This is a genomic window from Cupriavidus sp. 21MJTG02-4 (assembly GCF_057798975.1).
Window position 1 is genome coordinate 70,292 of record NZ_JBYOJP010000010.1, and the last position, 24,045, is coordinate 94,336.

Annotated in this window: 18 protein-coding genes; 16 read left to right on the forward strand and 2 right to left on the reverse strand. The window is 64.3% G+C overall.

Annotation, left to right across the window (positions count from 1 at the left end; genetic code table 11):
• The first annotated feature begins 1 nt into the window (after position 1).
• The 6 genes from hrpA (at position 2) to AC3FKH_RS20160 (ending at position 8,773) form a co-directional block, all read left to right on the forward strand.
• Positions 2-3,988 carry an ATP-dependent RNA helicase HrpA gene (gene hrpA, locus AC3FKH_RS20135; RefSeq protein WP_488677568.1) on the forward strand — a complete coding sequence of 1,329 codons (3,987 nt, stop codon included), beginning with the start codon at positions 2-4 and terminating at the stop codon, positions 3,986-3,988.
• Positions 3,989-4,138: 150 nt separating this feature from the next.
• Positions 4,139-5,125 (forward strand): YVTN family beta-propeller repeat protein, encoded by a 987-nt coding sequence (locus tag AC3FKH_RS20140; protein ID WP_488677569.1) that lies wholly within the window; start codon positions 4,139-4,141, stop codon positions 5,123-5,125.
• A 24-nt stretch (positions 5,126-5,149) separates the two neighbouring features.
• Complete coding sequence (locus AC3FKH_RS20145) at positions 5,150-5,995, forward strand: polysaccharide deacetylase family protein (RefSeq protein ID WP_488677570.1); 846 nt, start codon at positions 5,150-5,152, stop codon at positions 5,993-5,995.
• The gene (locus AC3FKH_RS20150) at positions 5,995-6,969 is read left to right on the forward strand and encodes a sterol desaturase family protein (protein WP_488677571.1); all 975 of its coding nucleotides are present in this window, start codon (positions 5,995-5,997) and stop codon (positions 6,967-6,969) included. Before AC3FKH_RS20145 ends, AC3FKH_RS20150 begins: the two co-directional genes overlap by 1 nt.
• A 91-nt stretch (positions 6,970-7,060) precedes the next feature.
• Positions 7,061-7,939, forward strand: a complete 879-nt coding sequence (locus AC3FKH_RS20155) for an EI24 domain-containing protein (protein WP_488677572.1) — start codon at positions 7,061-7,063, stop codon at positions 7,937-7,939.
• Between the two features lie 12 nt (positions 7,940-7,951).
• Entirely contained in the window at positions 7,952-8,773 is an 822-nt protein-coding gene (locus tag AC3FKH_RS20160; RefSeq protein WP_488677573.1) for a competence/damage-inducible protein A, read from the forward strand.
• 63 nt (positions 8,774-8,836) lie between these two features.
• On the opposite strand, the gene AC3FKH_RS20165 is transcribed toward AC3FKH_RS20160, so the two are convergent.
• Complete coding sequence (locus AC3FKH_RS20165; protein ID WP_488677575.1) at positions 8,837-9,301, reverse strand: rhodanese-like domain-containing protein; 465 nt, start codon at positions 9,299-9,301, stop codon at positions 8,837-8,839.
• Between the two features lie 476 nt (positions 9,302-9,777).
• On the opposite strand from AC3FKH_RS20165, the gene AC3FKH_RS20170 reads away from it, so the two are divergent.
• From AC3FKH_RS20170 to ntrC, 4 genes are all read left to right on the forward strand, one after another.
• Positions 9,778-11,193, forward strand: coding sequence for a 3-hydroxylaminophenol mutase (locus tag AC3FKH_RS20170; protein WP_483708437.1), 1,416 nt, complete (start codon positions 9,778-9,780; stop codon positions 11,191-11,193).
• A gap of 127 nt (positions 11,194-11,320) precedes the next feature.
• Positions 11,321-11,899, forward strand: a complete 579-nt coding sequence (locus AC3FKH_RS20175) for a DUF4124 domain-containing protein (protein WP_488677577.1) — start codon at positions 11,321-11,323, stop codon at positions 11,897-11,899.
• A 4-nt stretch (positions 11,900-11,903) separates the two neighbouring features.
• Positions 11,904-13,070, forward strand: coding sequence for a nitrogen regulation protein NR(II) (gene glnL / locus AC3FKH_RS20180; RefSeq protein WP_488677579.1), 1,167 nt, complete (start codon positions 11,904-11,906; stop codon positions 13,068-13,070).
• 89 nt (positions 13,071-13,159) lie between these two features.
• Positions 13,160-14,710 (forward strand): nitrogen regulation protein NR(I), encoded by a 1,551-nt coding sequence (ntrC, locus tag AC3FKH_RS20185; protein WP_488677736.1) that lies wholly within the window; start codon positions 13,160-13,162, stop codon positions 14,708-14,710.
• 53 nt (positions 14,711-14,763) lie between these two features.
• Here ntrC and AC3FKH_RS20190 read toward each other — a convergent pair whose 3' ends face one another.
• Complete coding sequence (locus tag AC3FKH_RS20190; protein WP_488677580.1) at positions 14,764-15,561, reverse strand: HAD-IIB family hydrolase; 798 nt, start codon at positions 15,559-15,561, stop codon at positions 14,764-14,766.
• A gap of 190 nt (positions 15,562-15,751) precedes the next feature.
• Between AC3FKH_RS20190 and ugpB the strand changes: the two genes are divergently transcribed.
• The 6 genes from ugpB to AC3FKH_RS20220 all read left to right on the forward strand — a co-directional run bounded on the left by ugpB (position 15,752) and on the right by AC3FKH_RS20220 (position 24,010).
• On the forward strand, positions 15,752-17,068 hold the full coding sequence (gene ugpB, locus AC3FKH_RS20195) for a sn-glycerol-3-phosphate ABC transporter substrate-binding protein UgpB (protein WP_483708429.1): 1,317 nt from the start codon (positions 15,752-15,754) through the stop codon (positions 17,066-17,068).
• Positions 17,069-17,182: 114 nt separating this feature from the next.
• A complete protein-coding gene (ugpA, locus tag AC3FKH_RS20200; protein WP_488677581.1) occupies positions 17,183-18,064 on the forward strand; it encodes a sn-glycerol-3-phosphate ABC transporter permease UgpA in 882 nt (293 codons plus the stop codon).
• 15 nt (positions 18,065-18,079) lie between these two features.
• A complete protein-coding gene (gene ugpE, locus AC3FKH_RS20205) occupies positions 18,080-18,928 on the forward strand; it encodes a sn-glycerol-3-phosphate ABC transporter permease UgpE (protein ID WP_483708427.1) in 849 nt (282 codons plus the stop codon).
• Between the two features lie 51 nt (positions 18,929-18,979).
• Positions 18,980-20,077, forward strand: coding sequence for a sn-glycerol-3-phosphate import ATP-binding protein UgpC (locus AC3FKH_RS20210; protein ID WP_488677582.1), 1,098 nt, complete (start codon positions 18,980-18,982; stop codon positions 20,075-20,077).
• Positions 20,078-20,079: 2 nt separating this feature from the next.
• Positions 20,080-20,844, forward strand: a complete 765-nt coding sequence (ugpQ, locus tag AC3FKH_RS20215; protein WP_488677583.1) for a glycerophosphodiester phosphodiesterase — start codon at positions 20,080-20,082, stop codon at positions 20,842-20,844.
• A 313-nt stretch (positions 20,845-21,157) separates the two neighbouring features.
• The gene (locus AC3FKH_RS20220) at positions 21,158-24,010 is read left to right on the forward strand and encodes a 2-oxoglutarate dehydrogenase E1 component (protein WP_488677584.1); all 2,853 of its coding nucleotides are present in this window, start codon (positions 21,158-21,160) and stop codon (positions 24,008-24,010) included.
• The last annotated feature ends 35 nt before the right edge of the window (positions 24,011-24,045 follow it).

Here is a 24,045-nt window from a genome sequence, read left to right on the forward strand (position 1 = left end):
AATGTCAGAACAACGCCCCGCCAAGCCTTCTTCGCCACGCCAGCCAGCCGCTGGCGCACGGCCCGCCCCCCGACACGACGGCCGCCCCGAGCAGCGCCCGCCATCCCGCCCCGGACCTCGGCCCGAATCTCGGCCCGAATCTCGGCCCGAACGCGCGCCCGGCGGGGAGGCGCAGCCCGGGCGCCGGCGCGCGCCTCGCCCGCCGCGACAGGCCAATCCGCTGCCGCCGATCACGTTTCCCGAAGCGCTGCCAGTCTCGGCCCGCCGCGACGAGATCGCGGCTGCGCTGCAGGCCAACCAGGTCGTCATCGTGTCCGGCGAGACCGGTTCGGGCAAGACGACGCAGTTGCCCAAGATCTGCCTGTCGATCGGGCGCGGCCCCGGGCGCGAAGGCGGCGGCCTGATCGGCCACACCCAGCCGCGACGCATTGCCGCTACGTCGACCGCCAAGCGCATCGCGCAGGAACTCGGCTCGCCGGTGGGCGAGCACGTGGGCTACCAGGTGCGCTTCAATGACGCGCTGTCGGCGGGCGCTTCGGTCAAGCTGATGACCGATGGCATCTTGCTTGCCGAAACGCAGAATGATCCGCTGCTGCGCGCGTACGACACCATCATCATCGACGAGGCGCACGAACGTAGCCTGAACATCGACTTCCTGATCGGCTACCTCAGGCAGATCCTGCCGAAGCGGCCCGATCTCAAGGTCATCATCACGTCGGCGACGATCGACGCGCAGCGCTTCGCCACGCATTTCTCCGTCAATGGCAAGCCGGCCCCGGTTATCGAGGTCAGCGGGCGGCTGTACCCGGTGGAAATTCGCTACCGGCCGATCCGGCAGGATGCGCCCGCAGACAGCCCGCCAAAGAACGCCCAGGCCCGCGAGCGCGACCTGTACGACGGCATCGTCGATGCCGTGGACGAGCTATCCCGCCTGGGCCCCGGCGACGTGCTGGTGTTCCTGCCGGGCGAACGCGAGATCCGCGAGGCCGCCGAGGCGCTGCGCAAGCATCATCCGCCGCACACGGAAATCCTGCCGCTGTTCGCGCGCCTGTCTGTGCAGGAGCAGGAGCGCGTGTTCAAGCCGTCCAATGCACGCCGCATCGTGCTGGCGACCAACGTCGCCGAGACCTCGCTGACGGTGCCGGGCATCCGCTACGTGGTCGATACGGGGCTCGCGCGCGTCAAGCGCTATTCGTACCGCAACAAGGTCGAGCAGCTTCAGATCGAGTCAATTTCGCAGGCGGCCGCGAACCAGCGCGCCGGCCGCTGCGGACGTGTGGCCGATGGGGTTTGCATCCGGCTTTATGAGGAATCCGATTTCGTCGGCCGCGTGCGCTTCACGGATCCGGAGATCCTGCGTTCCTCGCTGGCCGCGGTAATCCTGCGCATGAAGGCGCTGCGGCTGACGGATATCGAAGCGTTCCCGTTCATCGAGCCGCCGCTGGGCCGGGCCGTCGCCGACGGCTACCAGCTGCTGCAGGAACTTGGCGCGGTGGACGACGCCAACCAGCTCACGGGCACCGGCCGCCAGCTCGCCAAGTTGCCGCTGGACCCGCGCGTGGCGCGCATGATCCTGGCCGCGCGCGAGCAGCATTGCCTGCGCGAGGTGCTGGTCATTGCCAGCGCGCTGTCGGTGCAGGATCCGCGCGAGCGTCCGCAGGAAGCGCAGGAGGCGGCCGACCAGGCGCATCGCAAGTTCATGGACGAGAAGTCCGAGTTCCTGGGCTGGGTCAAGCTCTGGAAATGGTTCGAAGAGGCCATTGCGCACAAGAAATCCAACCGGCAGTTGCAGGACCTGTGCCGCGCGAGCTTCCTGTCGCATGTGCGGCTGCGCGAGTGGCGCGACGTGCATTCGCAGTTGCTGACCACGGTGACGGAGCAGGGCTGGCGCCTGAATGACAGCGAACCGACTTTCGAGCAACTGCACAAGGCCTTGCTGACCGGCCTCCTGGGCAACATCGGCTGCCGCATCGAGGACAGCGACGGCAAGGGGCGCGAATACCTTGGCGCGCGCGGCATCAAGTTCCACCTGTGGCCGGGCTCGCTGATTGCGCGCAAGGTGGGCCGCTGGGTCATGGCGTCCGAACTGGTCGAGACCAGCCGGCTGTTCGCGCGCACGCTCGCGCGCATCGAGCCGGAGTGGCTGGAACAGGTCGGGCGCCATTTGCTCAAGGTGAGCTGGAGCGACCCGCACTGGGAAAAGAAGGCCGGGCAGGTGCTGGCACTGGAGCGTGCCACGCTGTACGGGCTGGTGGTGTACCAGCACCGCCGGGTCCACTACGGGCCGATGAACCCGACCGAAGCGCGCGAGATATTTATCCGCCGCGCTCTGGTCGAGGGCGAGTTCGACACGCGCTTGCCGTTCTACGCGCACAACCAGCGGCTCGTGCGCGAGATCGAGAACCTCGAGCACAAGTCGCGCCGCCAGGACGTACTGGTCGACGATGAACTGATCTACGCGTTCTACGACCGCGCGATTCCGGCCGATATCTGCCAGCAGACGACGTTCGAGCAGTGGTACCAGGCCGAAAGCGCCAGGGACCGCAAGCTGCTCTACCTCAACCGCGATGAGCTGATGCGGCACGAGGCGGCCGGGATTACCACGGACCTGTTCCCCAAAACCCTGTCGGTGGCCGGCGTCGACATGGGACTGACCTATCATTTCGAACCCGGCAGCCACCGCGACGGCGTCACGCTGGCCGTGCCGCTCTACGCGCTCAACCAGGTGCGCCCGGAGCGGGCGGAGTGGCTGGTGCCGGGCATGATCAAGGAAAAGGTCCACCTGCTGCTCAAGTCGCTGCCGCAGAAGCTGCGCCGCCACTGCGTGCCGCTGCCCGACTATGCCGCGAACTTCGTGGCGCGGCACCCATTCGGCGAAGGCGAGCTGGTCGATGTCCTGATTGCGGACATTCGCGAGCAGACCGGCACGATGGTGAAGCGTGCCGATTTCAAACCGGAAACGCTGTCCGCGCACCACTTCATGAACTTCAAGGTGGTCGACGAACACGGCCGCCAGCTCGACATGGGGCGCAACCTGGCGCAGTTGCGCGCGGAATTGGGCGGCCAGGCGCAGCAGTCGTTCCAGAACATTGCCGCGCGCGACGTGCCGGCCGCCGAGGCCGGCCAGTACGAAGGGTTGACGTCCTGGTCGTTCGGCGAGCTGCCCGACCTGCTGGAGATCCGCAAGGGCAACCAGACGCTGTTTGGCTACCCGGCACTGGTCGACAAGGGCACGCATTGCGACGTGGAAGTTTTCGATGATCCGCAGGAAGCCGAGCGCATCCACCTTGCGGGCTTGCGCCGGCTGTTCGCGCTACAGTTGCGCGAGCCGGTCAAGTTCATCGAGAAGAACATCCCCGGCATGCAGCAGATGGTCATGCAGTACATGACGCTGGGCACGCAGGAGATGCTGCGCGACCAGATCGTGTTGCTGGCGCTGGAACGCGCCTGCCTGCAGGCGCCGCTGCCGCGCAACGACGCCGAGTTCAGCGCCCGCAAGGACGAGGGGCGGGCCAGGCTGTCGCTCCTGGCGCAGGAGATCGCGCGGCTGGCCGGCACCATCCTGGCCGAGTACGCGGGGCTGCCCCGCAAGTTGCTGCAGGCGAAGCCTTTCGGTACGGCCTATACCGATATGGAGGGGCAACTCGGCCGTCTGGTGGGCAAGCAATTCCTGATCGAAACGCCGTACACGCAGCTCGTGCATTTCCCGCGCTACCTGAAGGGCATCGCCATGCGCGTGGACAAGCTCAAGGGCGACCCGGCGCGCGATACGCAGCGCATGCAGGAAATGATGCCGCTGCTGCAGCAGTGGCAGCGTGCCGAGAAGCAACTGCGCTCGCAGGGCAAGGGTGCCGCGGATGCCAGGCTGGATGAGTTCCGATGGATGCTGGAAGAACTGCGCATTGCACTGTTTGCCCAGGAGCTGCGTACGCCGGTCCCGATGTCCGTCAAGCGCTTGCAGAAGGTCTGGGAGGCCATGCAGCGATAAGCCATGTGACCTTGCGGTGCGAATTGACACGAAGGGCGTAGAGTTATGTAACCAATTGTGAAAGTCTTGTCCGTGGTCAGTTCGCCGGTCATCTGGGCGCCCCTGCGAAACGTTAGAATGTGCGATTCCGCCCTTGGATTGACTGGACTTATGCTCGTGTTGCGTCGTGTTGTTGCTGGTGTGTTGACGGTCGGCTCCCTGGCCCTGGGGCTGATGGCTTCGCCGGCCTCGGCGGAAGTCGTGGTGGTGCTCAATTCAGGTGATGCAACCGTCACGCTGATCGACAAGGACACGCAGAAGGTGCTGGAAACCTTCCCGGTCGGCAAGGAGCCCCATCACCTGATCGCCACCCCGGATGAAAAGTCCCTGATCGTCGCGAATGCCGTGGGCAATGACCTGGTCTTCCTGGATCCGGTCACCGGCAAGGTCCAGCAGCGCGTGCCCGGCATCGACGATCCCTACCAGATCGGTTTTTCGCCGGACCAGAAGTGGTTCATCACCACCGGCAACCGGCTGGACCGCGTCGACCTCTACCGCTGGGACGGCAAGGCGCTGAAGATGGCCAAGCAGTTCCCCCTGGCCAAGACGCCAAGCCATATTGCCTACACCGCCGACAGCCGTATTGCATTCATTACGCTGCAGGATTCGAACGAGGTGGTCGCCATCGACCTTGCCACGCAGAACGTGATGTGGCGCATGGACGCGGGCTCGGCGCCGGCGGGTATCTGGGTCACGCCTGACCAGCGCTACCTGCTGGTCGGCATGACGGGCGCGGACTACGTGGCCGTGATCGACTGGCGCACCCGTACCATCGTGAAGCAGTTCCAGACCGGCAAGGGCGCGCACAACTTCCGTGCGGTGGGCGACAAGCGCCACCTGTTCCTGAGCAATCGCGTGACCGGGAGCATCAGCATCATCGACCAGCAGACCCTGACCAAGGTGGGCGACATTACCGGCCTGCCGCCTGGTCCGGACGACATGGAACTGACTGCCGATGGCAAGACGCTGTGGGTGACGTTCCGCTGGGCGCGCGCGGTGGGCCTGATCGACGTGGCGAATCGCAAGCTGGTCAAGACCATCCGCGTGGGACGCTCTCCCCACGGGATCTATTTCCGCACCCGGGCGCCGCTCTACTGAAGCCGACAGGGCAGGGGAAGGAACATGCGCAAATCCGTCGCGCCTCGCTTGAAAACGCTGCTGGTTGCCCTGGCGGCTACAGTCGCGCCGCTGACGGGACTGCAGGCGGCTGATGCGGCGGTGCCGGCCGCAAAAGCCTGCCCGGCGGGAACGCTGTATCTCACCTTCGACACGGGCAGCATGAGCCAGGCCCAGCTGATCGCCGATACGCTGCGCCGCCACCATATCAAGGCCACGTTCTTCCTGGCCAACGAGCCGACCATCAACAAGGACAGCTCGCTCGAGCCCGCCTGGGCACCCTACTGGAAGTCGCTGGCTGCGGACGGCCATGCCTTCGGCACGCATACCTATGATCACGTCTACCTGCGCAGCGTACGTGACGGCAAGGTGACCATGCGTCCGCAGTTCGGGGTGCAGGCCGGCAAGGACGTGAGCATGGACGCCGACGGCTTTTGCCGCGAGCTGCAACGCAGCGCGCAGGCGCTGCGCGGCATGACCGGCGTCGACATGGTGCCGCTGTGGCGCGCGCCGGGCGGCCGCACCGCGCCGCAAACGCTGCAGTGGGCAGAGCAGTGCGGCTTCCGGCATGTAGGCTGGGCGCCGGCCGGGTTCCTGGGCGACGAGCTGTCATCGGAGCGCTACCCGAACCAGGCGCTGCTGGCACGCGCCCTGCGCGACCTGCGCGATGGCGACATCGCCATGGCACACCTCGGCATCTGGTCGCGCAAGGATCCGTGGGCACCCGGCGTGCTCGAGCCGCTGATCTCGGGGCTGGAGCGCAAGGGCTTTTGCTTTGCCACGCTGCGCGAGCATCCCGCTTACCGGGACTGGATCGCCGCGGCCGGGCAACGCAAGGAGGGCAAGCGCTGATGCTGGACACGCTCAATGGCTGGATTGCCCAACTGGAAGGCTCGCTGTTCCAGGACGTGGTCCTGCCGGTGGTCTACAACCTGGGCTTCGGCGGCTATGCGGAGGATGCATTCACCGGCACCGAGTGGCTGCTGGTTGGCCTGGTGCAGATTGCCGTGATGGTGCTGATCCTGAGGCCGCTGGAAAAGCTGCGTCCGGTCGAGGCCGTGACCGATCGTGCCGGCATTCGCACGGATATCGTCTATACGCTGATCCATCGGCTGGGACTGTTCCGGCTGGCGATGTTCTTCATGCTGGCGCCGCTGTCCGATCTGCTGGAAGGACACCTGCGGCTCGTCGGCTGGCAACGCCTGAACGTGGAGGACTTGTGGCCCGGCGTGACGTCGATCCCGTTGGTCAGCTTCTTCGCCTACCTGTTGTTGTTCGACCTGCTCGACTACTGGTACCACCGCCTGTCGCACACCTACCGCTGGTGGTGGAGCCTGCATGCGGTGCACCACAGCCAGCGCCAGATGACGCTGTGGAGCGACAATCGCAATCACCTGCTCGACGACATGCTGCGCGACCTGGTGTTCGCCGTGGTCGCCATCGCCGTCGGGGTGGAGCCGTCGCAGTACGTGCTGCTGGTAGCGCTGTCACAGCTGCTGCAAAGCCTGCAGCACGCCAACCTGCGGCTGCATTTCGGCGCGATCGGCGAACGCCTGCTGATCTCGCCGCGATTCCACCGCACGCACCATGCCGTGGGAATCGGGCATGAGGCGGCCGGCGTGCCGGCGCGCCTCGGTGGCTGCAACTATGGCGTGATCTTCCCGTGGTGGGACCTGCTGTTCGGCACGGCGGTCTTCACGCCGGCCTATCATCCCACCGGCATCCGCGACCAGATGCCGCCGCCGACAGGCAAGGGCCGGGACTATGGCGCCGGGCTGCTGGCCCAGCAGTGGTACGGCATCAAGCGTCTGCTGCGCCTCGGCTGAACCGACACGCCGCGTTCCGGGCGGCGTATGCTAGTGTCTCGGTGCGCGTGCATTTTCCGGCGCATTGCACTGTTCCATTCTGACATCCCGCATGAACGACATTTTTCGCTCGTTTGGCCGAGCGCTCATGAGCCAGTTGCATCCGCGCATGCTGATGCTGACGGTCCTGCCCTTCGTCCTTGCCACGGCCCTGTGGGGCGGCCTGTTCTGGTGGGGGTGGGACGCGATCATTGGCGCGATGCGGTCTTTCCTGGAATCTGCGGTCCTGACCAGCTGGATCTACAGCGCGCTGGGCTGGTTCGGCCTGCAGTCGATGCGCGCCTTGGTCGCGCCGCTGTTCGTGGCCGCGCTGGCGGTGCCGCTGGTCATTGCCTCGATGCTGCTGTTCATCAGCCTGTTTTCGGTGCCTGCAGTCGTGCGCCATCTGGAGCGCAGCTACCCGGACCTGGCCAAGGAACGCGGTGGCAGCATCTTGGGCAGTGTGTTGCAGTCGCTGGGCAGTACGGTGGTGTTCCTGGTGTTGGTGCTGGTGACATTGCCGCTGTGGCTGCTGCCGCTGTTCTTTGCGCTGATCCCGCCCGTGCTGTGGGGTTGGCTGACCTACCGCGTGATGACTTATGACGCGCTGGCTGACCACGCGTCCGCCGAGGAGCGCAAGACCCTGATGCGGCGCCATCGTGTCCCGCTGCTGACGATGGGTGTCGTGGTGGGACTGCTCGGTTCGGCGCCGACGTTGCTGTGGGTGTCATCGGCCGCGGTTATTTTCCTGTTTCCATTCGTGCTGGCCGGCATGCTGTGGCTGTATGTGCTGATCTTTATTTTTTCGGCACTGTGGTTCGGCCACTTCTGCCTGCGCGCGCTGGCGCAACTACGTACCGAGCGCGGCGCGGCCGCGCCGCCGCCATCGGCGTCGGCCGGCGACGTGATTGATCTGGCGCCGTCGGACGTGCGCCGCATTGAACATTCCTGAAGCGGGGGCATCATGGGTTTCGGCCTGATCGTCATTGGCGACGAAATACTTTCCGGGCGGCGCGAGGACAAGCACCTGCGCCGCGCCATCGAGCTGCTGGGCGCGCGTGGGCTGAAGCTGGACTGGGCTCAGTATGTCGGCGATGACCGCGACAGCATCACGGCAACGCTGCGCCGCACGCTCGCGGGGCCGGACATCGTGTTCTGCACGGGCGGCATCGGCGCGACCCCGGACGACCATACGCGCCAGTGCGTGGCCGCCGCGCTCGGCGTGCCGCTGCAGCTGCATCCCGAGGCGCGCGAGCTGATCGCGCTGCGGATTGCGGAAACCGCGCAAGGGGATCCGGTCAAGGGCGACCTCAACCTGCCCGAAAACCAGCATCGCTTCAAGATGGGCGAGTTTCCGCAAGGCGCGCGCATCATCCCGAACAGCTACAACCGGATTCCCGGGTTCTCGGTGGCTGACCATCATTTCATGCCCGGTTTTCCGGTCATGGCGTGGCCGATGATGGAATGGGTGCTGGATCACGGCTATGCCCACCTGTTCAACCAGGCCGGTCAGCAGGAGCGGGCGTTCTACGTGTTCGAGGCGCCCGAGTCGACGTTGACACCGCTGATGGAGCGGGTCGAGGCTGCCTTCCCCGCCATTCGGGTGTTCAGCCTGCCATCCGTCGGAGACGCCCAGCGCGGCGACCAACTGGCGCGGCGCCATATCGACCTGGGCGTGAAGGGACCGGCGGAGCAGGTCGGCCCGGCCTATGCGATGCTGCTCGAAGGCGTGCGCGGCATGGGCTTTGAAACGGTAGAGCAGACGGTGGCGGACACTGGCAGCTGAACCCGATCGAGAAAACGAAACAGGGGCCGGTCAGGCCCCTGTTTCGTTTTGCGGGTCGCCGTGTCAGGCGCCGTGCCAGGGCAGGCCGCGCACACACCAGCCCTCCACGGTCTTGCGGTGGTGGTTGTCGTCGCGGTTCCCTTCGAAGCCTTCCAGCACGTCCATGGCGAACCGATAGCCGGCTTCGGTGGCCACGCGGGCGGCGTGCTTGGAGCGCGCAGCGCTGCGGCACAGGAACAGCACCGGTGCATCGGCCGGCACGCGCGCCTTCAGTTCTTCGATGAAGCGCGGGTTCTGCGCGCCGCCCGGGTAGGACATCCATTCGACGTGGGCGAACTGGGCATCGGGCAGATCGACGCCGCCTACCCAGTCGAGCTCGGCCTGCGTGCGTACGTCCACCAGCACGGCCGACGGATCGCCCTGCAGCAGCGCGAAGGCTTCCACGGGCGACAGGGCGCCGAAATAGGGAAGCTGGTTCTGTTGCTGGCGCAGTTGCGCAGCCTTGAGGAGTTCGTCTCGCGTAGTCATCTGGGTGACAAGATTGATAGATGGAATGGCGGATGCCAGTCCGCTATTCTATAGCGCGCCCGCGATTCACCGCCGCCCCGGAATAATTTGGACGATGGCGGTGCAGAGATAACCTGTTTGGTGCATGAGCACTAATAAGGTGCCAAAACTTGATGCGTGCACCGTTATGGTGTTTTATGGATGCGGTGTCCATGAATCACCTTGTTGCGCTGACATCACGTGCGCACGGCGTCGTGCGCAACCGGCCGGGGGAGGAACCCCGGTATGGTGCGTCGGCCGTGGGTGGGCGGCTTTTTGGCGACTGCGGGATGGGAGAGGAAGTTTACTTGGCATGCTTTCTGCTAACATTCCTCGTCCCTTTTTAGGGCAAGGAATCGCGCGGGCGCAGTGGCTCGGAACCACAGCACTTCGCACCGGCGCGATGACCGGCCCACGAATGACTTTCTAGACTTCAGCCGAATTTCCAGGAGATTGGCATGGCCCAAAGCGTTGCAGATGTGATGAAGCTTGTGAAAGAAAACGACGTCAAGTTCGTCGATTTCCGCTTCACGGATACCAAAGGCAAGGAGCAACACGTTTCGGTTCCGACGTCGCACTTCGACGATGACAAGTTCGAAAGCGGCCACGCCTTCGACGGCTCGTCCATCGCTGGCTGGAAGGGTATCGAGGCTTCGGACATGCTGCTGATGCCGGATCCGAACACCGCCATCATCGACCCGTTCTACGAAGAGCCGACGCTGGTCCTGACCTGCGACGTGGTGGAACCGTCGGACGGCAAGGGCTATGACCGCGATCCGCGTTCGATCGCCAAGCGCGCGGAAGCCTACCTGAAGAGCACCGGCCTGGGCGACACCGCCTTCTTCGGTCCGGAACCCGAATTCTTCATCTTCGACGGCGTGACCTGGAACGTCGACATGCAAGGCTGCTTCGTGAAGGTGCATTCCGAAGAAGCCCCGTGGTCGTCGGGCAAGGAATTCGAGCACGGCAACTCGGGCCACCGTCCGGGCAAGAAGGGCGGCTACTTCCCGGTCGCCCCGATCGACACGTTCCAGGACATGCGTTCGGAAATGTGCCTGATCCTGGAATCGCTGGGCATCCCCGTTGAAGTCCACCACCACGAAGTGGCTGGCCAGGGCCAGAACGAAATCGGCACCCGCTTCAGCACGCTGGTGCAGCGCGCCGACTGGACCCAGCTGCAGAAGTACGTGATCCAGAACGTCGCCCACACCTACGGCAAGACCGCCACGTTCATGCCGAAGCCCATCGTTGGCGACAACGGCTCGGGCATGCACGTGCACCAGTCGATCTGGAAGGACGGCCAGAACCTGTTCGCGGGCAACGGCTACGCCGGCCTGTCGGAATTCGCCCTGTACTACATCGGCGGCATCATCAAGCACGCTCGCGCGCTGAACGCCATCACCAACCCGGGCACGAACTCGTACAAGCGTCTGGTGCCGGGCTTCGAAGCCCCGGTGAAGCTGGCCTACTCGGCCCGCAACCGTTCGGCCTCGATCCGTATTCCTTACGTCGCCAACCCGAAGGGCCGCCGTATCGAAACCCGCTTCCCGGATCCGCTGATGAACCCGTACCTGGGCTTCTCGGCGCTGATGATGGCTGGCCTGGACGGCGTGATGAACAAGATCCACCCGGGCGAAGCTGCCGACAAGAACCTGTACGACCTGCCGCCGGAAGAAGATGCAAAGATCCCGACCGTCTGCAACAGCCTTGACCAGGCGCTGGAATACCTGGACAACGACCGTGAGTTCCTGACCCGCGGCGGCGTGTTCTCCAACTCCATGCTCGACGCCTACATCGAGCTGAAGATGGAAGAAGTCACCCGCTTCCGCATGACCACTCACCCGGTCGAGTTCGAAATGTATTACTCGCTGTAAGCGAGTTGTTGCCCGGCAATGACGACAGGTTGTGGTCGGGCAACAGTTGCACCAGCAAGGGGCGGCTCAGGCTGTCCCTTTTTCTTTTGATGGCTAGAATGGGGCTTTCCGTTCCACCCTACCGCTGATGTTCATGAACGCGTTACCGCCCACGGCCACACCGGCCAAGCCGTTGCACCAGCCTCGTGTGCGACTCCCCATGCTGGTGTCTGCCGCATTGCTGGTGGCGTCCGCGTGGAGTCAGGTTGCCCTTGCGCAGTCCTCTGACGTCTATGTCTGCGTCGGACCCAATGGGGTGCCGGAGTATCGCAACGGCAGCGCGGGTAAGGGGTGCAAGCGGCTGAACCTGCCCGATGTGGTCACCGTCCCGGGAGGCCGTACGGCCGGCGCGGCAAAGGCCGCGTCGACGTCAGGCGGAGCAGGCGGCGGGACGGCGGCCACGGGCGGTTTTCCGCGCGTGGACAGCGCCACGCAGAGAAGCCGCGACAGCGAGCGGCGCACCGTGCTGGAGCAGGAGCTGCAGGCCGAGGACGCCAAGCTGGCGGCGCTGCGCGCCGAATACAACAACGGCCAGCCGGAGCGGCAGGGCAATGAACGGAATTATCAGAAGTATCTCGATCGGACGGCAGGTCTGCGCGATGACATCGGCCGCAGCGAGGCCAACGCGGCGTCGCTGCGCCGTGAACTCTCCAACCTGAAGGACTAGTCTTATGCGTCGCCTGATTCGCAGTGTGCCGCGCAAGGGCGGCGGCGCTGACGGCGGCCGCAGCGACACGGCTGGCCCGGCTTCACCGGTCGTGGGTCAGGGCAGCGGTCAGGTGTCGCCGCTGCAGGCGGGCCTGGATGTCGTGGCCAATCCCGTCCTGCTGGTCAGGCAGCCGGGTCTGCGCGTGGCCTATGCGAATCCGGCGGCCGAATCGACCTTCGCGGTATCGCGCAAGGCCATGCTGGAACTGTCCCTGCCGGACCTGTTCGGACCGTCTGAAGAGCTGCAGGGCATGATCGATACGGTGATCACCCGACAGTTCGACGTACGCCGGCAGGACCTGGTGTTGCGCCCGCCCTTGCAGGAGCCGATCCACGCGCATGTGGTGATCGGCGCGCTGGAAGCGTTTGGCGATACCGTGCTGGTAGAGATCCTGCTCAACGAGCAGAAGGTCCGCAGCGATCGCGAGGAGCGCATCCTCGACCTGACCTCCGCCAACAAGGAACTCATCCGCAATCTGGCCCACGAGATCAAGAATCCGCTGGGCGGCATCCGCGGCGCGGCGCAATTGCTGGAATTCGAACTGCCAGAGCGCTCGCTGCGCGAGTACACGCAGGTCATCATCAAGGAGTCGGACCGCTTGCAGACGCTGGTGGACCGGCTGCTGGAGCCGCACCGCCATCCGCATATCGTGTCGAGCCTGAATATCCACGAGGTGCTGGAGCGCGTGCGCTCGGTCGTGCTGGCCGAGTTTCCCAATGGCCTGGACATCGTGCGCGACTACGATGCGAGCCTGCCGGAGTTGCACGGCGACATGGAGCAGCTGATCCAGGCCGTGCTGAACATTGTCCATAACGCCGCGCAGGCGCTGGCCGAGCGCATCGCGCGCGGCGATGCGCAGATCATCTTGCGCACCCGGGTCGCGCGCCAGGTCACGATCGCCAAGCGTCTTTTCAAGCTGGCATTGGACTTGCATGTGATCGACAACGGCCCGGGAATTCCCGATGACATCCGCGAACGCATCTTCTATCCGCTGGTTTCGGGCAGGGATGGCGGCAGCGGTCTCGGTCTCACACTCGCTCAAACCTTCGTGCAGCAGCACGAGGGCTTGATCGAATGCGAGAGCAGGCCGGGCTGTACCGACTTCCGCATCCTGCTGCCGCTGCACTAGCTGTCCCGCCGGCATCCGCGATCGAACTTGCACTGTCGCCAGGCGGGCATGCGGAAGACCAAATGACACCGAGCAGACAAGCGACGCACATGAAGCCGATCTGGATAGTCGACGACGACCAATCAATCCGCTGGGTACTTGAAAAGGCCCTGGCCCGTGAAAGCCTGCTCTCCCGCAGCTTTACCAATGTCCGCGACGTGCTCGCGGCATTGGAAGACGATGTCCCGCAAGTCCTGATATCGGATATCCGCATGCCCGGAGGATCGGGCCTGGACTTGCTGCAGGCCATCAAGGCCAAGCACCCAGGCCTGCCCGTCATCATCATGACGGCCTATTCGGACCTCGACAGCGCTGTGGCGGCGTTCCAGGGCGGGGCCTTCGAATACCTGGCCAAGCCATTCGATGTCGACAAGGCGGTCGAACTGATCCGCCGCGCGCTGGAGGAAAGCCTGCGCGAGGCCGAGATGGACGACCGGCTTGTTGATGCGCCTGAAATCCTCGGCCAGGCGCCCGCCATGCAGGATGTCTTCCGCGCCATCGGCAGGTTGTCGCAGTCGAACGTGACCGTGATGATCACTGGCGAATCCGGCACCGGCAAGGAGCTGGTCGCGCGCGCGCTGCACAAGCACAGCCCGCGCGCCAACGGCCCGTTCATCGCGCTGAATACGGCCGCCATTCCGAAGGACCTGCTTGAATCGGAGCTGTTCGGGCACGAACGCGGTGCGTTTACGGGTGCGCAAACCATGCGCCGCGGACGCTTCGAGCAAGCCGAGGGCGGCACGCTGTTCCTCGATGAAATCGGCGACATGCCGTTCGACCTGCAGACCCGGTTGCTGCGCGTGCTGTCCGATGGCAATTTCTATCGCGTGGGTGGCCACAATCCGCTGCGCGCCAATGTCCGGGTTATTGCCGCCACGCACCAGAACCTGGAGGTGCGCGTCAAGGAAGGCCTGTTCCGCGAGGACTTGTTCCATCGCCTGAACGTGATCCGGCTGCGGCTGCCGCCGCTGCGCGAGCGGCCGGAAGATATCACGCTGCTGGCCCGGCATTTCCTGCAGAAGAGCGCGAAGGAGCTGGGCGTGGAGCCCAAGCGCATGTCGGACGAGGCGCTGACCTATGTCAGCACTTTGCCGTTCCCGGGCAATGTGCGCCAGCTCGAAAACCTCTGCAACTGGCTCACCGTCATGGCGCCGGCCCAGACCATCGAGGTCAAGGACCTGCCGCGCGAAATGATCGGGGCCGGCAGTATCGAAGGCGTGCCGGCGGTGCATCGTGCCGCCGAGCCGCGTTTGCCTTCAACGGAGTCCGCCGGCGGCCACGACCTGTCTGACTACGGCGGCCTGACCATGCCGGTTGCCGAGTCGGAGACCGTGACGGCGGTGCGGCCCGTCACCGCTTCGGCAGCTTCCGCGTTGGCATCGTCGACGGCCGGATGGGAAGGGCTGCTCGCCGGCGAGGCACGCGCGATGCTGGAATCCGGGTTGCCCGAAGTGATGGATGTGCTGACGCGGCGCTTTGAAAAGGCCGTCCTGGAGGCGGCGCTGGGCGTCACGCGCGGCCGCCGCGTGGAAGCCGCCACGCGCCTGGGTATCGGGCGCAATACCATTACGCGCAAGCTGCAGGAGCTGGGATTCGACTAAGCCGCAACGCCCAGTGATGAGTAAAAAGGCCGGGTTTTTTGTCCCGGCCTTTTTCATTGCCCGCTGCGCGCCGCAAGCAGTTGTCCTGCCATTTCCGCAAATCCTTCGCCGCCGCTGGCCTCGGTCACATAGGCTGGCGGCACCGGCAGTTGTGGCAGGATCTCCCGCACATTGGCCACCCCGACCGACAGCGGGAAATGCCCGAACATGCTGGCGTCGTTCGCGGAGTCGCCAATGAACAGCCATTCGTCGCGCCGCGCATCAAGGTCATCGCCCAGAAGTTCGGCCACGCACAGCCGGCTCATGCTCAGCTTGTCATGCTGGCCAAACCAGCCGTTGACGTGAATGGAGCTGACGGTGGCAGTCATGCCGGCGTCCTGCATTAGCTTGACGATCCGGGCCACGGCATCGGGCGGCAACGGTGCAACGTCTTCCGCATGGTCGATGGCGAGATCGGCCGCATGCCAGGCCTGGTCGGAAGCGAGCGCGCTGCCGGGCACCTCGCGCCGAATGCGTTCGCCCAGTGCATGGATGTGCTCCAGGTTGCTTGCCCGGGTCGGGGCATCATCGAGAAAGCGGGTCAGCAGCCGGCCATTGCGCAGATGGGAATAGAACGCGCCGTTCTCGCCGATGATGGCATCCACGGGCCAGAGCCGGACCAGGATCTCGGCCCACGCGATGCAGCGCCCGGTGACAGGGATGACATGCAGGCCGGACTGGCTCAATTGTTCCAGGGCCTGGGCGGCTCGCGCCGGCAGCCTGCCGTCGGTAGTCAGGGTGCCGTCGATATCCGTCAGGATGCCGCGCACGCGGCGCAGGGCGGAGGCGGGGAGATTTCGCAGGGGATGCATGGGTCGGCATTTTACTGCCGTCCCTCGCGTGCTTGCGGCATTGCACTGCAGCATGTCGCCCACTGGTGGTTTTGCTGAATTGCCCCGCGGGGTGCGACAGGCGTAACATGCCGCTGTCACAAAAAGCACATAAATTCGCTTGATTGACGATCACGATGCAGCGAAGACCCTGACCAGGAGAGACTGACCCATGTCCTTTTCCCGTAGTGTGCTGAAGATCGCCGTGCTGGCCGCCCTGACCGGGGCAGGCAGTGCCCAGGCAGCGGTCGAAATCCAGTGGTGGCATTCGATGGAAGGCGCCTTGAACGACAAGGTGAATGCCATTGCCAACCAGTTCAATGCCAGCCAGTCCGACTACAAGATCGTGCCGGTCTACAAGGGCCAGTATGACGAGTCGCTGGCGGCCGGTATCGCGGCGTTCCGTTCAGGCAACGCGCCCGCGATCCTGCAGGTCTTCGAAGTGGGCACGGCGACCATGATGAACGCCAAGGGCGCCATCAAGCCGGTGGCCACGGTCATGAAGGAAGCCGGCGAGAAGTTCGACCCCAAGGCGTACATTCCCGCTGTCGCTGGCTACTACACGTCGAACAAGGGCGAGATGATGTCGTTCCCGTTCAATAGTTCGACCACGATCATGTACTACAACAAGGACGCCTTCAAGAAGGCCGGCCTTGACCCCAACAAGCCACCCGCGACGTGGCAGGAGGTGGCGACCGACTCGGCCAAGCTGAAGGCTGCCGGTGTTTCGTGCGGCTATACCACTGACTGGCAGTCGTGGGTGCAACTGGAGAGTTTCTCAGCCTGGCACAACGTACTCTTCGCCACCGAAAACAATGGCTTCGGCGGCCCAGGTGCGCGCCTCGTGTTCAACTCGCCATTGCATGTGAAGCACATCGCCAATCTGCTCGACATGGCGCAGAAGGGCTACTTTGTCTACGGCGGCCGCAAGGACGAGCCGAAGGCCAAGTTCATTGCAGGCCAATGCGCGATGCTGACGGGCTCGTCGGCGGCGCTGGCCAATATTCGCAAGAATGCCAAGTTTGATTTCACGGCCGCGCCGTTGCCGTACGAGCAGGGCGTGCCGGGTGCGCCGCAGAACACGATCATCGGCGGTGCCTCGCTGTGGGTGATGGGTGGCCGCAAGCCCGAGGAATACAAGGGCGTGGCCAAGTTCTTCTCGTACCTGTCGCGCCCGGATGTCCAGGCCGACTGGCACCAGTCGACGGGCTACCTGCCGGTGACGGTGGCCGCCTATGAACTGACCAAGAAGTCCGGCTACTACGACAAGAACCCCGGTGCGGACGTGGCGGTCAAGCAGATGATCGTCAAGACTACCGACAAGTCGCGCGGTATCCGCCTGGGCAACTTTCCGCAGATCCGCAGCGTGATCGACGAAGAACTCGAGGCCGTCTGGTCGGGCAAGAAGCAACCCAAGGAGGCGCTTGATGCCGCCGTGGCGCGCGGCAACGAACTGCTGGAGCGTTTCCAGAAGACGGTGCGCGAGTAAGCGTCGCGAGTTCGTGTAGCGGGGCAAGGCGACGGCAGCCGCAACGGCGGCGCCCGGCCCTTGCCCGTTGTCCATGCGAGGCGGCGCCGTGGCCGCCGCGGCACGAGATGCTCTATGGAAAAACGCGTTGTCTTCCGTTCATCCTGGCTGCCTTATCTGCTGGTGTTGCCGCAGATGGCGGTCACGCTGATTTTTTTCTTCCTGCCTGCCGGACAAGCGCTGTACCAGTCTGTGTTCCAGCAGGACGCCTTCGGCATCGAACTGCAGTACGTCGGGCTGGACAATTTCCGGACGCTGCTGAATGACGGCGAATACCTGCACTCATTGCAAGTCACCGCGGTGTTCGCGGTGGGTGTGACGCTGCTGGGTTTGTCCGTCTCGCTGCTGCTGGCTTACTTTGCCGACCGCGTCGTGCGCGGCGCGACGGGGTACAAGACGCTGCTGATCTGGCCTTATGCCGTGGCGCCGGCCGTGGCAGGCGTGCTGTGGATGTTCCTCTTCAATCCTACGCTGGGCGTCGTGTCCTACGCGCTCCATGCGGCCGGCGTGGACTGGAACTTCCTGCTCAACGCCAACCAGGCCATGCTGCTGGTCGTCATCGTTGCCGCGTGGAAGCAGATCAGCTACAACTTCCTGTTCTTCCTGGCTGGCTTGCAGAGCATTCCGAAATCGCTGATCGAGGCGGCGGCGATCGATGGCGCCGGACCGAGGCGGCGCTTCTGGTCGGTCGTATTTCCGCTGCTGTCGCCGACCACCTTCTTCCTGATGGTGGTCAACGTGGTCTACGCCTTTTTCGACACCTTTGCGATCATCGATGCCGTGACGCATGGCGGCCCGGTCAATGCCACCAATACGCTGGTGTACAAGGTCTATCACGACGGCTTCCGCGGACTCGATATCGGCGGCTCGGCGGCGCAGTCAGTCGTGCTGATGGGGATCGTGATCGCGTTGACGGTCGTGCAGTTCCAGTACGTGGAACGCAAGGTGCAATACTAAAAGGCGGACTGCAAGATGGTGGAACGACGACCTTTGCTCGATGTACTTTCGCATTTGATGCTGCTGCTTGGCGTGGGCATCGTGGCGTTTCCGGTCTATGTGACCTTTGTCGCCTCGACGCTGACCGCGGACCAGGTGTTGCAGGCGCCCATGACGTTGGTGCCCGGCAGCCACTTGCTGGAAAACTACAGGACCGTCCTGGTGGATGGCGTCGGCAATGCCGCGTCGCCCGTCTCCACCATGATGAAGAACAGCCTCATCATGGCGCTGGGCATCGCGCTGGGGAAGATCGCGATCTCGATTATTTCCGCGTTTGCCATCGTCTATTTCCGCTTCCCGCTGCGCAAGACGTTCTTCTGGCTGATCTTCATCACGCTGATGCTGCCGGTGGAGGTGCGCATCCTTCCCACCTACAAGGTGGTGTCGGACCTCGGCATGCTGGACAGTTACTTCGGCCTGACGATTCCCATCATCGCCTCTGCCACGGCCACGTTCCTGTTCCGGCAGTTCTTCCTGACCATTCCTGATGAGCTGGCCGAAGCCGCGCGCATCGACGGGGCGGGGCCGTTGCGCTTCTTCTGGGATGTGGTGCTGCCCCTGTCGCGCACCAGCATCGCGGCGCTGTTTGTGATCCAGTTCATCTATGGCTGGAACCAGTACCTGTGGCCACTGCTGATCACCACGCAGAAGTCGATGACGCCGGTGGTCGTGGGCGTGACGCAAATGATCTCGCGTTCGGGCGATGCCGCGACGGACTGGAACCTGGTGATGGCGACAGTGATGCTGGCCATGATCCCGCCGGCCGTGGTGGTGGTGCTGATGCAGAAGTGGTTCGTCAAGGGACTGGTCGAAACCGAGAAGTAAGCGTGACCGGAGCGCGTGACCGGATCACGCAGGCTGTACAGGAATATAACAATGGCAAAACTGTCGCTTCGCAATGTTCAGAAGACCTATGCCGGCAATGTCAAGGTCGTGCACGGTATCGACATGGAGATCGCCGATGGCGAGTTCATCGTCATCGTAGGGCCGTCCGGTTGTGGCAAGTCGACGCTGCTGCGCATGGTGGCGGGGCTGGAGACCATTACCGGCGGCGACATCCATATCGGCGACAGGATCGTCAACCAGCTGGAGCCGGCGGAGCGGGATATTGCCATGGTGTTCCAGAACTACGCGCTGTACCCGCATATGACCGTGTACGACAACATGGCATACGGGCTGAAGATACGCGGCATGGCGAAGGCCGAGATCGAGCAGCGCGTCAGGCACGCGGCGGGTATCCTGGAGCTGGCGCCGCTGCTGGAGCGCAGGCCCCGGCAGTTGTCCGGCGGACAGCGGCAGCGCGTGGCGATGGGGCGTGCCATCGTGCGCGAGCCGTCGGTGTTCCTGTTCGACGAGCCGTTGTCGAACCTCGACGCCAAGCTGCGCGTGCAGATGCGGCTGGAGCTCAAGGAGCTGCATCGGCGCCTGGGAACCACCAGCCTGTACGTGACGCATGATCAGGTCGAGGCCATGACGCTGGCGGACCGCATGATGGTGCTCAATGGCGGGCGGGTGGAGCAGATCGGCACGCCGCTGGAGGTCTATACCCGCCCAGCGAGTACGTTCGTCGCTGGCTTCATCGGTTCGCCGCCGATGAATCTTGTCCCCGTCGTGCGCAACGGCGACGCGGGCGGGGCGCAGATGCGGGTCGTCGGCAAGGAGGGAAATGCCAACGGCGCAACGCTGGGCCACCTGCCCATGGGATTGCATCTGCCCGCGGAGGCGCTGCTGGGCCTGCGGCCCGAACATATCGAGCCATGCGCCGCGCATGAGGCGATTGCCGAGGTGGATGTGCGCGTGGTCGAGGCGCTGGGCGCCGACTCCTTTGCTTATGGTTCGCTGGGCGGCCAGCCCATCGTCGTGCGGCTGGACAGCCATGCGCGGGTGCAGGCGGGAGACAGGCTGCCGGTCACATCATCGGCCGATCACCTGCATTTTTTTGACGCCCAGTCGGGCAAGCGCATCGAGGCCTGAGCATGGACACAAGCAATTCTCCGGTCGTCACGGCGGCCAACTGGCCATACCCGCGCTACATCGCCCATCGTGGCGCCGGCAAGCTGGCGCCGGAAAACACGCTGGCGGCATTTCGCCTCGGGGCGTCGTTCGGCTACCGCATGTTCGAGTTCGACGTGAAGCTCAGTGCGGACGGCAAGCCGATCCTGATGCACGACGCGACGCTGGACCGGACGACTTCCGGCTCCGGCCGTGTCGATGGACTGACCCTGGGCGAGCTGGCGCAGCTCGACGCCGGTGCCTGGCACAGCCCGGCCTACGCTGGCGAACCGGTTGCGACGCTTGCTGCCGTCGCCCGCTATACGCAAGCCAATGGGCTGCACAGCAATATCGAGATCAAGCCGGTGCCGGGACGCGAAGCGCAGACCGGCGCTGCGGTGGCGCTGGACGCCCAGGTCTTGTGGCGCGACGCCGGGGTGCTGCCGCTGCTGTCGTCATTCTCGGAAGAGGCCCTGTATGCGGCGCGCCAGGCCGTTCCAGAGCTGCCGCGCGCGCTGTTGGTTGACACGTTGCCCCGTGACTGGCTCGAGCGTGCCAGGGCCCTAGGTTGCGTGGCGCTGGACGCCAATCACAAGCTACTGGACGCGCAGCTTATCGCCGCGGCGCATGCCGCAGGATTGAAAGTCCTGAGCTATACGGTCAATGATCCCAAACGGGCCAGCGAACTGCTCGCCTGGGGGCTGGACGGGCTGATCACGGACGCGGTCGATGTCATCGCACCGACCTGATCATTATTGCGAAAACGTTGTTTCCAAACCGAATTGATGCGTTACGCAATTCCGCATCGCGAAAAGTCCACATTGCGCATAAGCAAACGTGCTATTCTTACCGCCGTGAAGACTTAGGTCCTTCCCCGCACAACTTGCCCTTTCGGGCCTTGTGACGGCACTTTCACTTCGGCGCCCTTGTGGTGCCGTTTGTCCAAGGGCCGTCCGTTGGGCTCCCAAGAGTTGTTTGCAATCCGCTAACCGGTCAAGCCGTGTCGCGGAAGGTTGAATAACCCGCTGAACTCCGGCATTCCCGGAGAAAAGTGAGCGTCCCATGATGCAGCAGTATCAGAGCAATTCGTATCTCTTCGGCGGCAACGCCCCGTACGTTGAAGAGCTGTACGAAGCCTACCTCCAGAACCCGACTTCGGTTCCCGACAACTGGCGCGCGTATTTCGACGCGATGCAGAATGTCCCGGCCGTGGACGGTTCCAATTCGCGTGACGTCCCGCACGCTCCCATCGTCGCCTCGTTCGCCGAGCGCGCCAAAGCCGGCCCCATCAAGACCATCGTTGCCTCGGCCGATTCCGACATGGGCCGCAAGCGCGTCGCTGCCACCCAGCTGATCGCCGCCTACCGCAACATCGGTTCGCACTGGGCCGACCTGGACCCGCTCAAGCGCCAGGAGCGTCCGCCCCTCCCGGATCTGGACCCGGCTTTCTACGGCTTCTCCGAAGCTGACCTCGACATCGTCTTCAATGCCAGCAACACCTACTTTGGCAAGGAGTCGATGAGCCTGCGCGAGTTGCTCAACAACCTGCGCGAAACCTACTGCGGCACCATCGGCGCCGAATTCATGTACGTGAGCGACCAGGCGCAAAAGCGCTGGTGGCAGGAGCGCCTGGAATCCACGCGTTCCAAGCCGGTCTTCACGCTGGAAAAGAAGAAGCACATTCTCGATCGCCTGACCGCGGCCGAAGGCCTGGAGCGCTTCCTCCACACCAAGTACGTCGGCCAGAAGCGCTTCTCGCTGGAAGGTGGCGAGAGCTTCATCGCGGCGATGGACGAGCTGATCCAGGAAGCTGGCAGCAAGGGCGTGCAGGAAATCGTGATCGGCATGGCCCACCGCGGCCGCCTTAACGTGCTGGTCAATACGCTGGGCAAGATGCCAGCCGATCTGTTCGCCGAATTCGAAGGCAAGCACGTCGATGACTTGCCGGCCGGCGACGTCAAGTACCACAAGGGCTTCTCGAGCGATGTCTCGACCCAGGGCGGTCCGGTTCACCTGTCGCTCGCGTTCAACCCGTCGCACCTGGAAATCGTCAACCCGGTGGTGGAAGGCTCGTCCAAGGCGCGCCAGGAACGCCGCGGCGACGCCGGCCACAAGGAAGTGCTGCCGGTGCAGGTGCACGGCGACGCGGCCTTTGCCGGCCAGGGCGTGGTGATGGAAACGCTGAACCTCGCGCAGACCCGCGGCTACGGCACGGGCGGCTCGATGCACATCGTCATCAACAACCAGATCGGCTTCACCACCTCCGATCCGCGCGACGCGCGTTCGACGCTGTACTGCACGGACGTGGTCAAGATGATCGAGGCGCCGGTGCTGCACGTGAACGGCGACGATCCCGAAGCCGTGGTGTACGCCATGCAGCTGGCCGTGGACTTCCGCATGGAGTTCAACAAGGACGTCGTGGTCGACATCATCTGCTTCCGCAAGCTGGGCCACAACGAGCAGGACACCCCGGCCGTCACGCAGCCGCTGATGTACAAGAAGATCAGCCAGCATCCGGGCACGCGCAAGCTGTACGCGGACAAGCTGGTCGCCCAGGGCCTGGTGCCGGCCGACTTCGGCGACGAAAAGGTCAAGGAATACCGCGCTGCAATGGACGCCGGCAAGCACACTGCCGACCCCGTCCTGTCGAACTTCAAGAACAAGTTCGCCGTGGACTGGATGCCGTTCCTGAACCGCAAGTGGACCGATGCTGCCGACACCGCCGTGCCGGTGACCGAGCTCAAGCGCCTGGCCGAACGCATCACCACCACCCCTGACACGCTGAAGCTGCACCCGCTGGTGGAGAAGGTCGTCAAGGACCGCGCCAACATGGGCCGTGGCGACCAGCCGCTGGACTGGGGCATGGGTGAACACCTGGCCTTCGCTTCGCTGGTGTCGTCGGGCTACCCGGTGCGTATCACCGGCCAGGATGCAGGCCGTGGCACGTTCACGCACCGTCATGCCGTGCTGCACGACCAGGCCCGTGAGCGCTGGGATGCCGGCTCGTATGTGCCGCTGCAGAACGTGTCGGAAAACCAGGCTCCGTTCACGGTGATCGACTCGGTGCTGTCGGAAGAAGCCGTGCTCGGCTTCGAATACGGCTACTCGGCCGCCGAGCCGAACGCGATGGTGATCTGGGAAGCCCAGTTCGGCGACTTCGTCAACGGCGCCCAGGTGGTGATCGACCAGTTCATCTCGTCGGGCGAAGTGAAGTGGGGCCGCGCCTCGGGCCTGACGCTGATGCTGCCGCACGGCTACGAAGGCCAGGGTCCGGAACACAGCTCGGCTCGTATCGAGCGTTTCCTGCAGCTTTGCGCGGACCACAACATGCAGGTCTGCCAGCCGACCACGCCGGCACAGATCTTCCACCTGCTGCGCCGCCAGATGATCCGTCTGTTCCGCAAGCCGCTGGTGATCATGACGCCGAAGTCGCTGCTGCGTAACAAGGAAGCCGTCTCGCCGCTGTCCGACCTGGCCAAGGGCCACTTCGAAACGGTCATCCCCGACCACGAAGAACTGAACGCCAGCAAGGTCAAGCGCGTGATCATGTGCTCGGGCAAGGTCTACTACGACCTGGTCAACGCGCGCAAGGAACGCGACGCGAACGACGCAGCCGTCATCCGTCTGGAACAGCTGTATCCGTTCCCGCACAAGGCGCTTGCCGCAGAGCTCAAGAAGTATCCGAACGCCACCGAAATCGTGTGGTGCCAGGACGAGCCGCAGAACCAGGGTGCCTGGTTCTTCGTGCAGCACTACATCATGGAAAACATGACGGAAGGCCAGAAGCTCGGTTATGCCGGTCGTCCCGCTTCGGCTTCGCCGGCAGTGGGCTACTACGCAAAGCACAACGAGCAACAGAAGGCGCTGCTGGATGCAGCGTTCGCCAAGCTCAAGGGCTTTGTCCTGACCAAGTAATTGTGGCAGCACGGCGGCGCTCGCAGATGACCGCC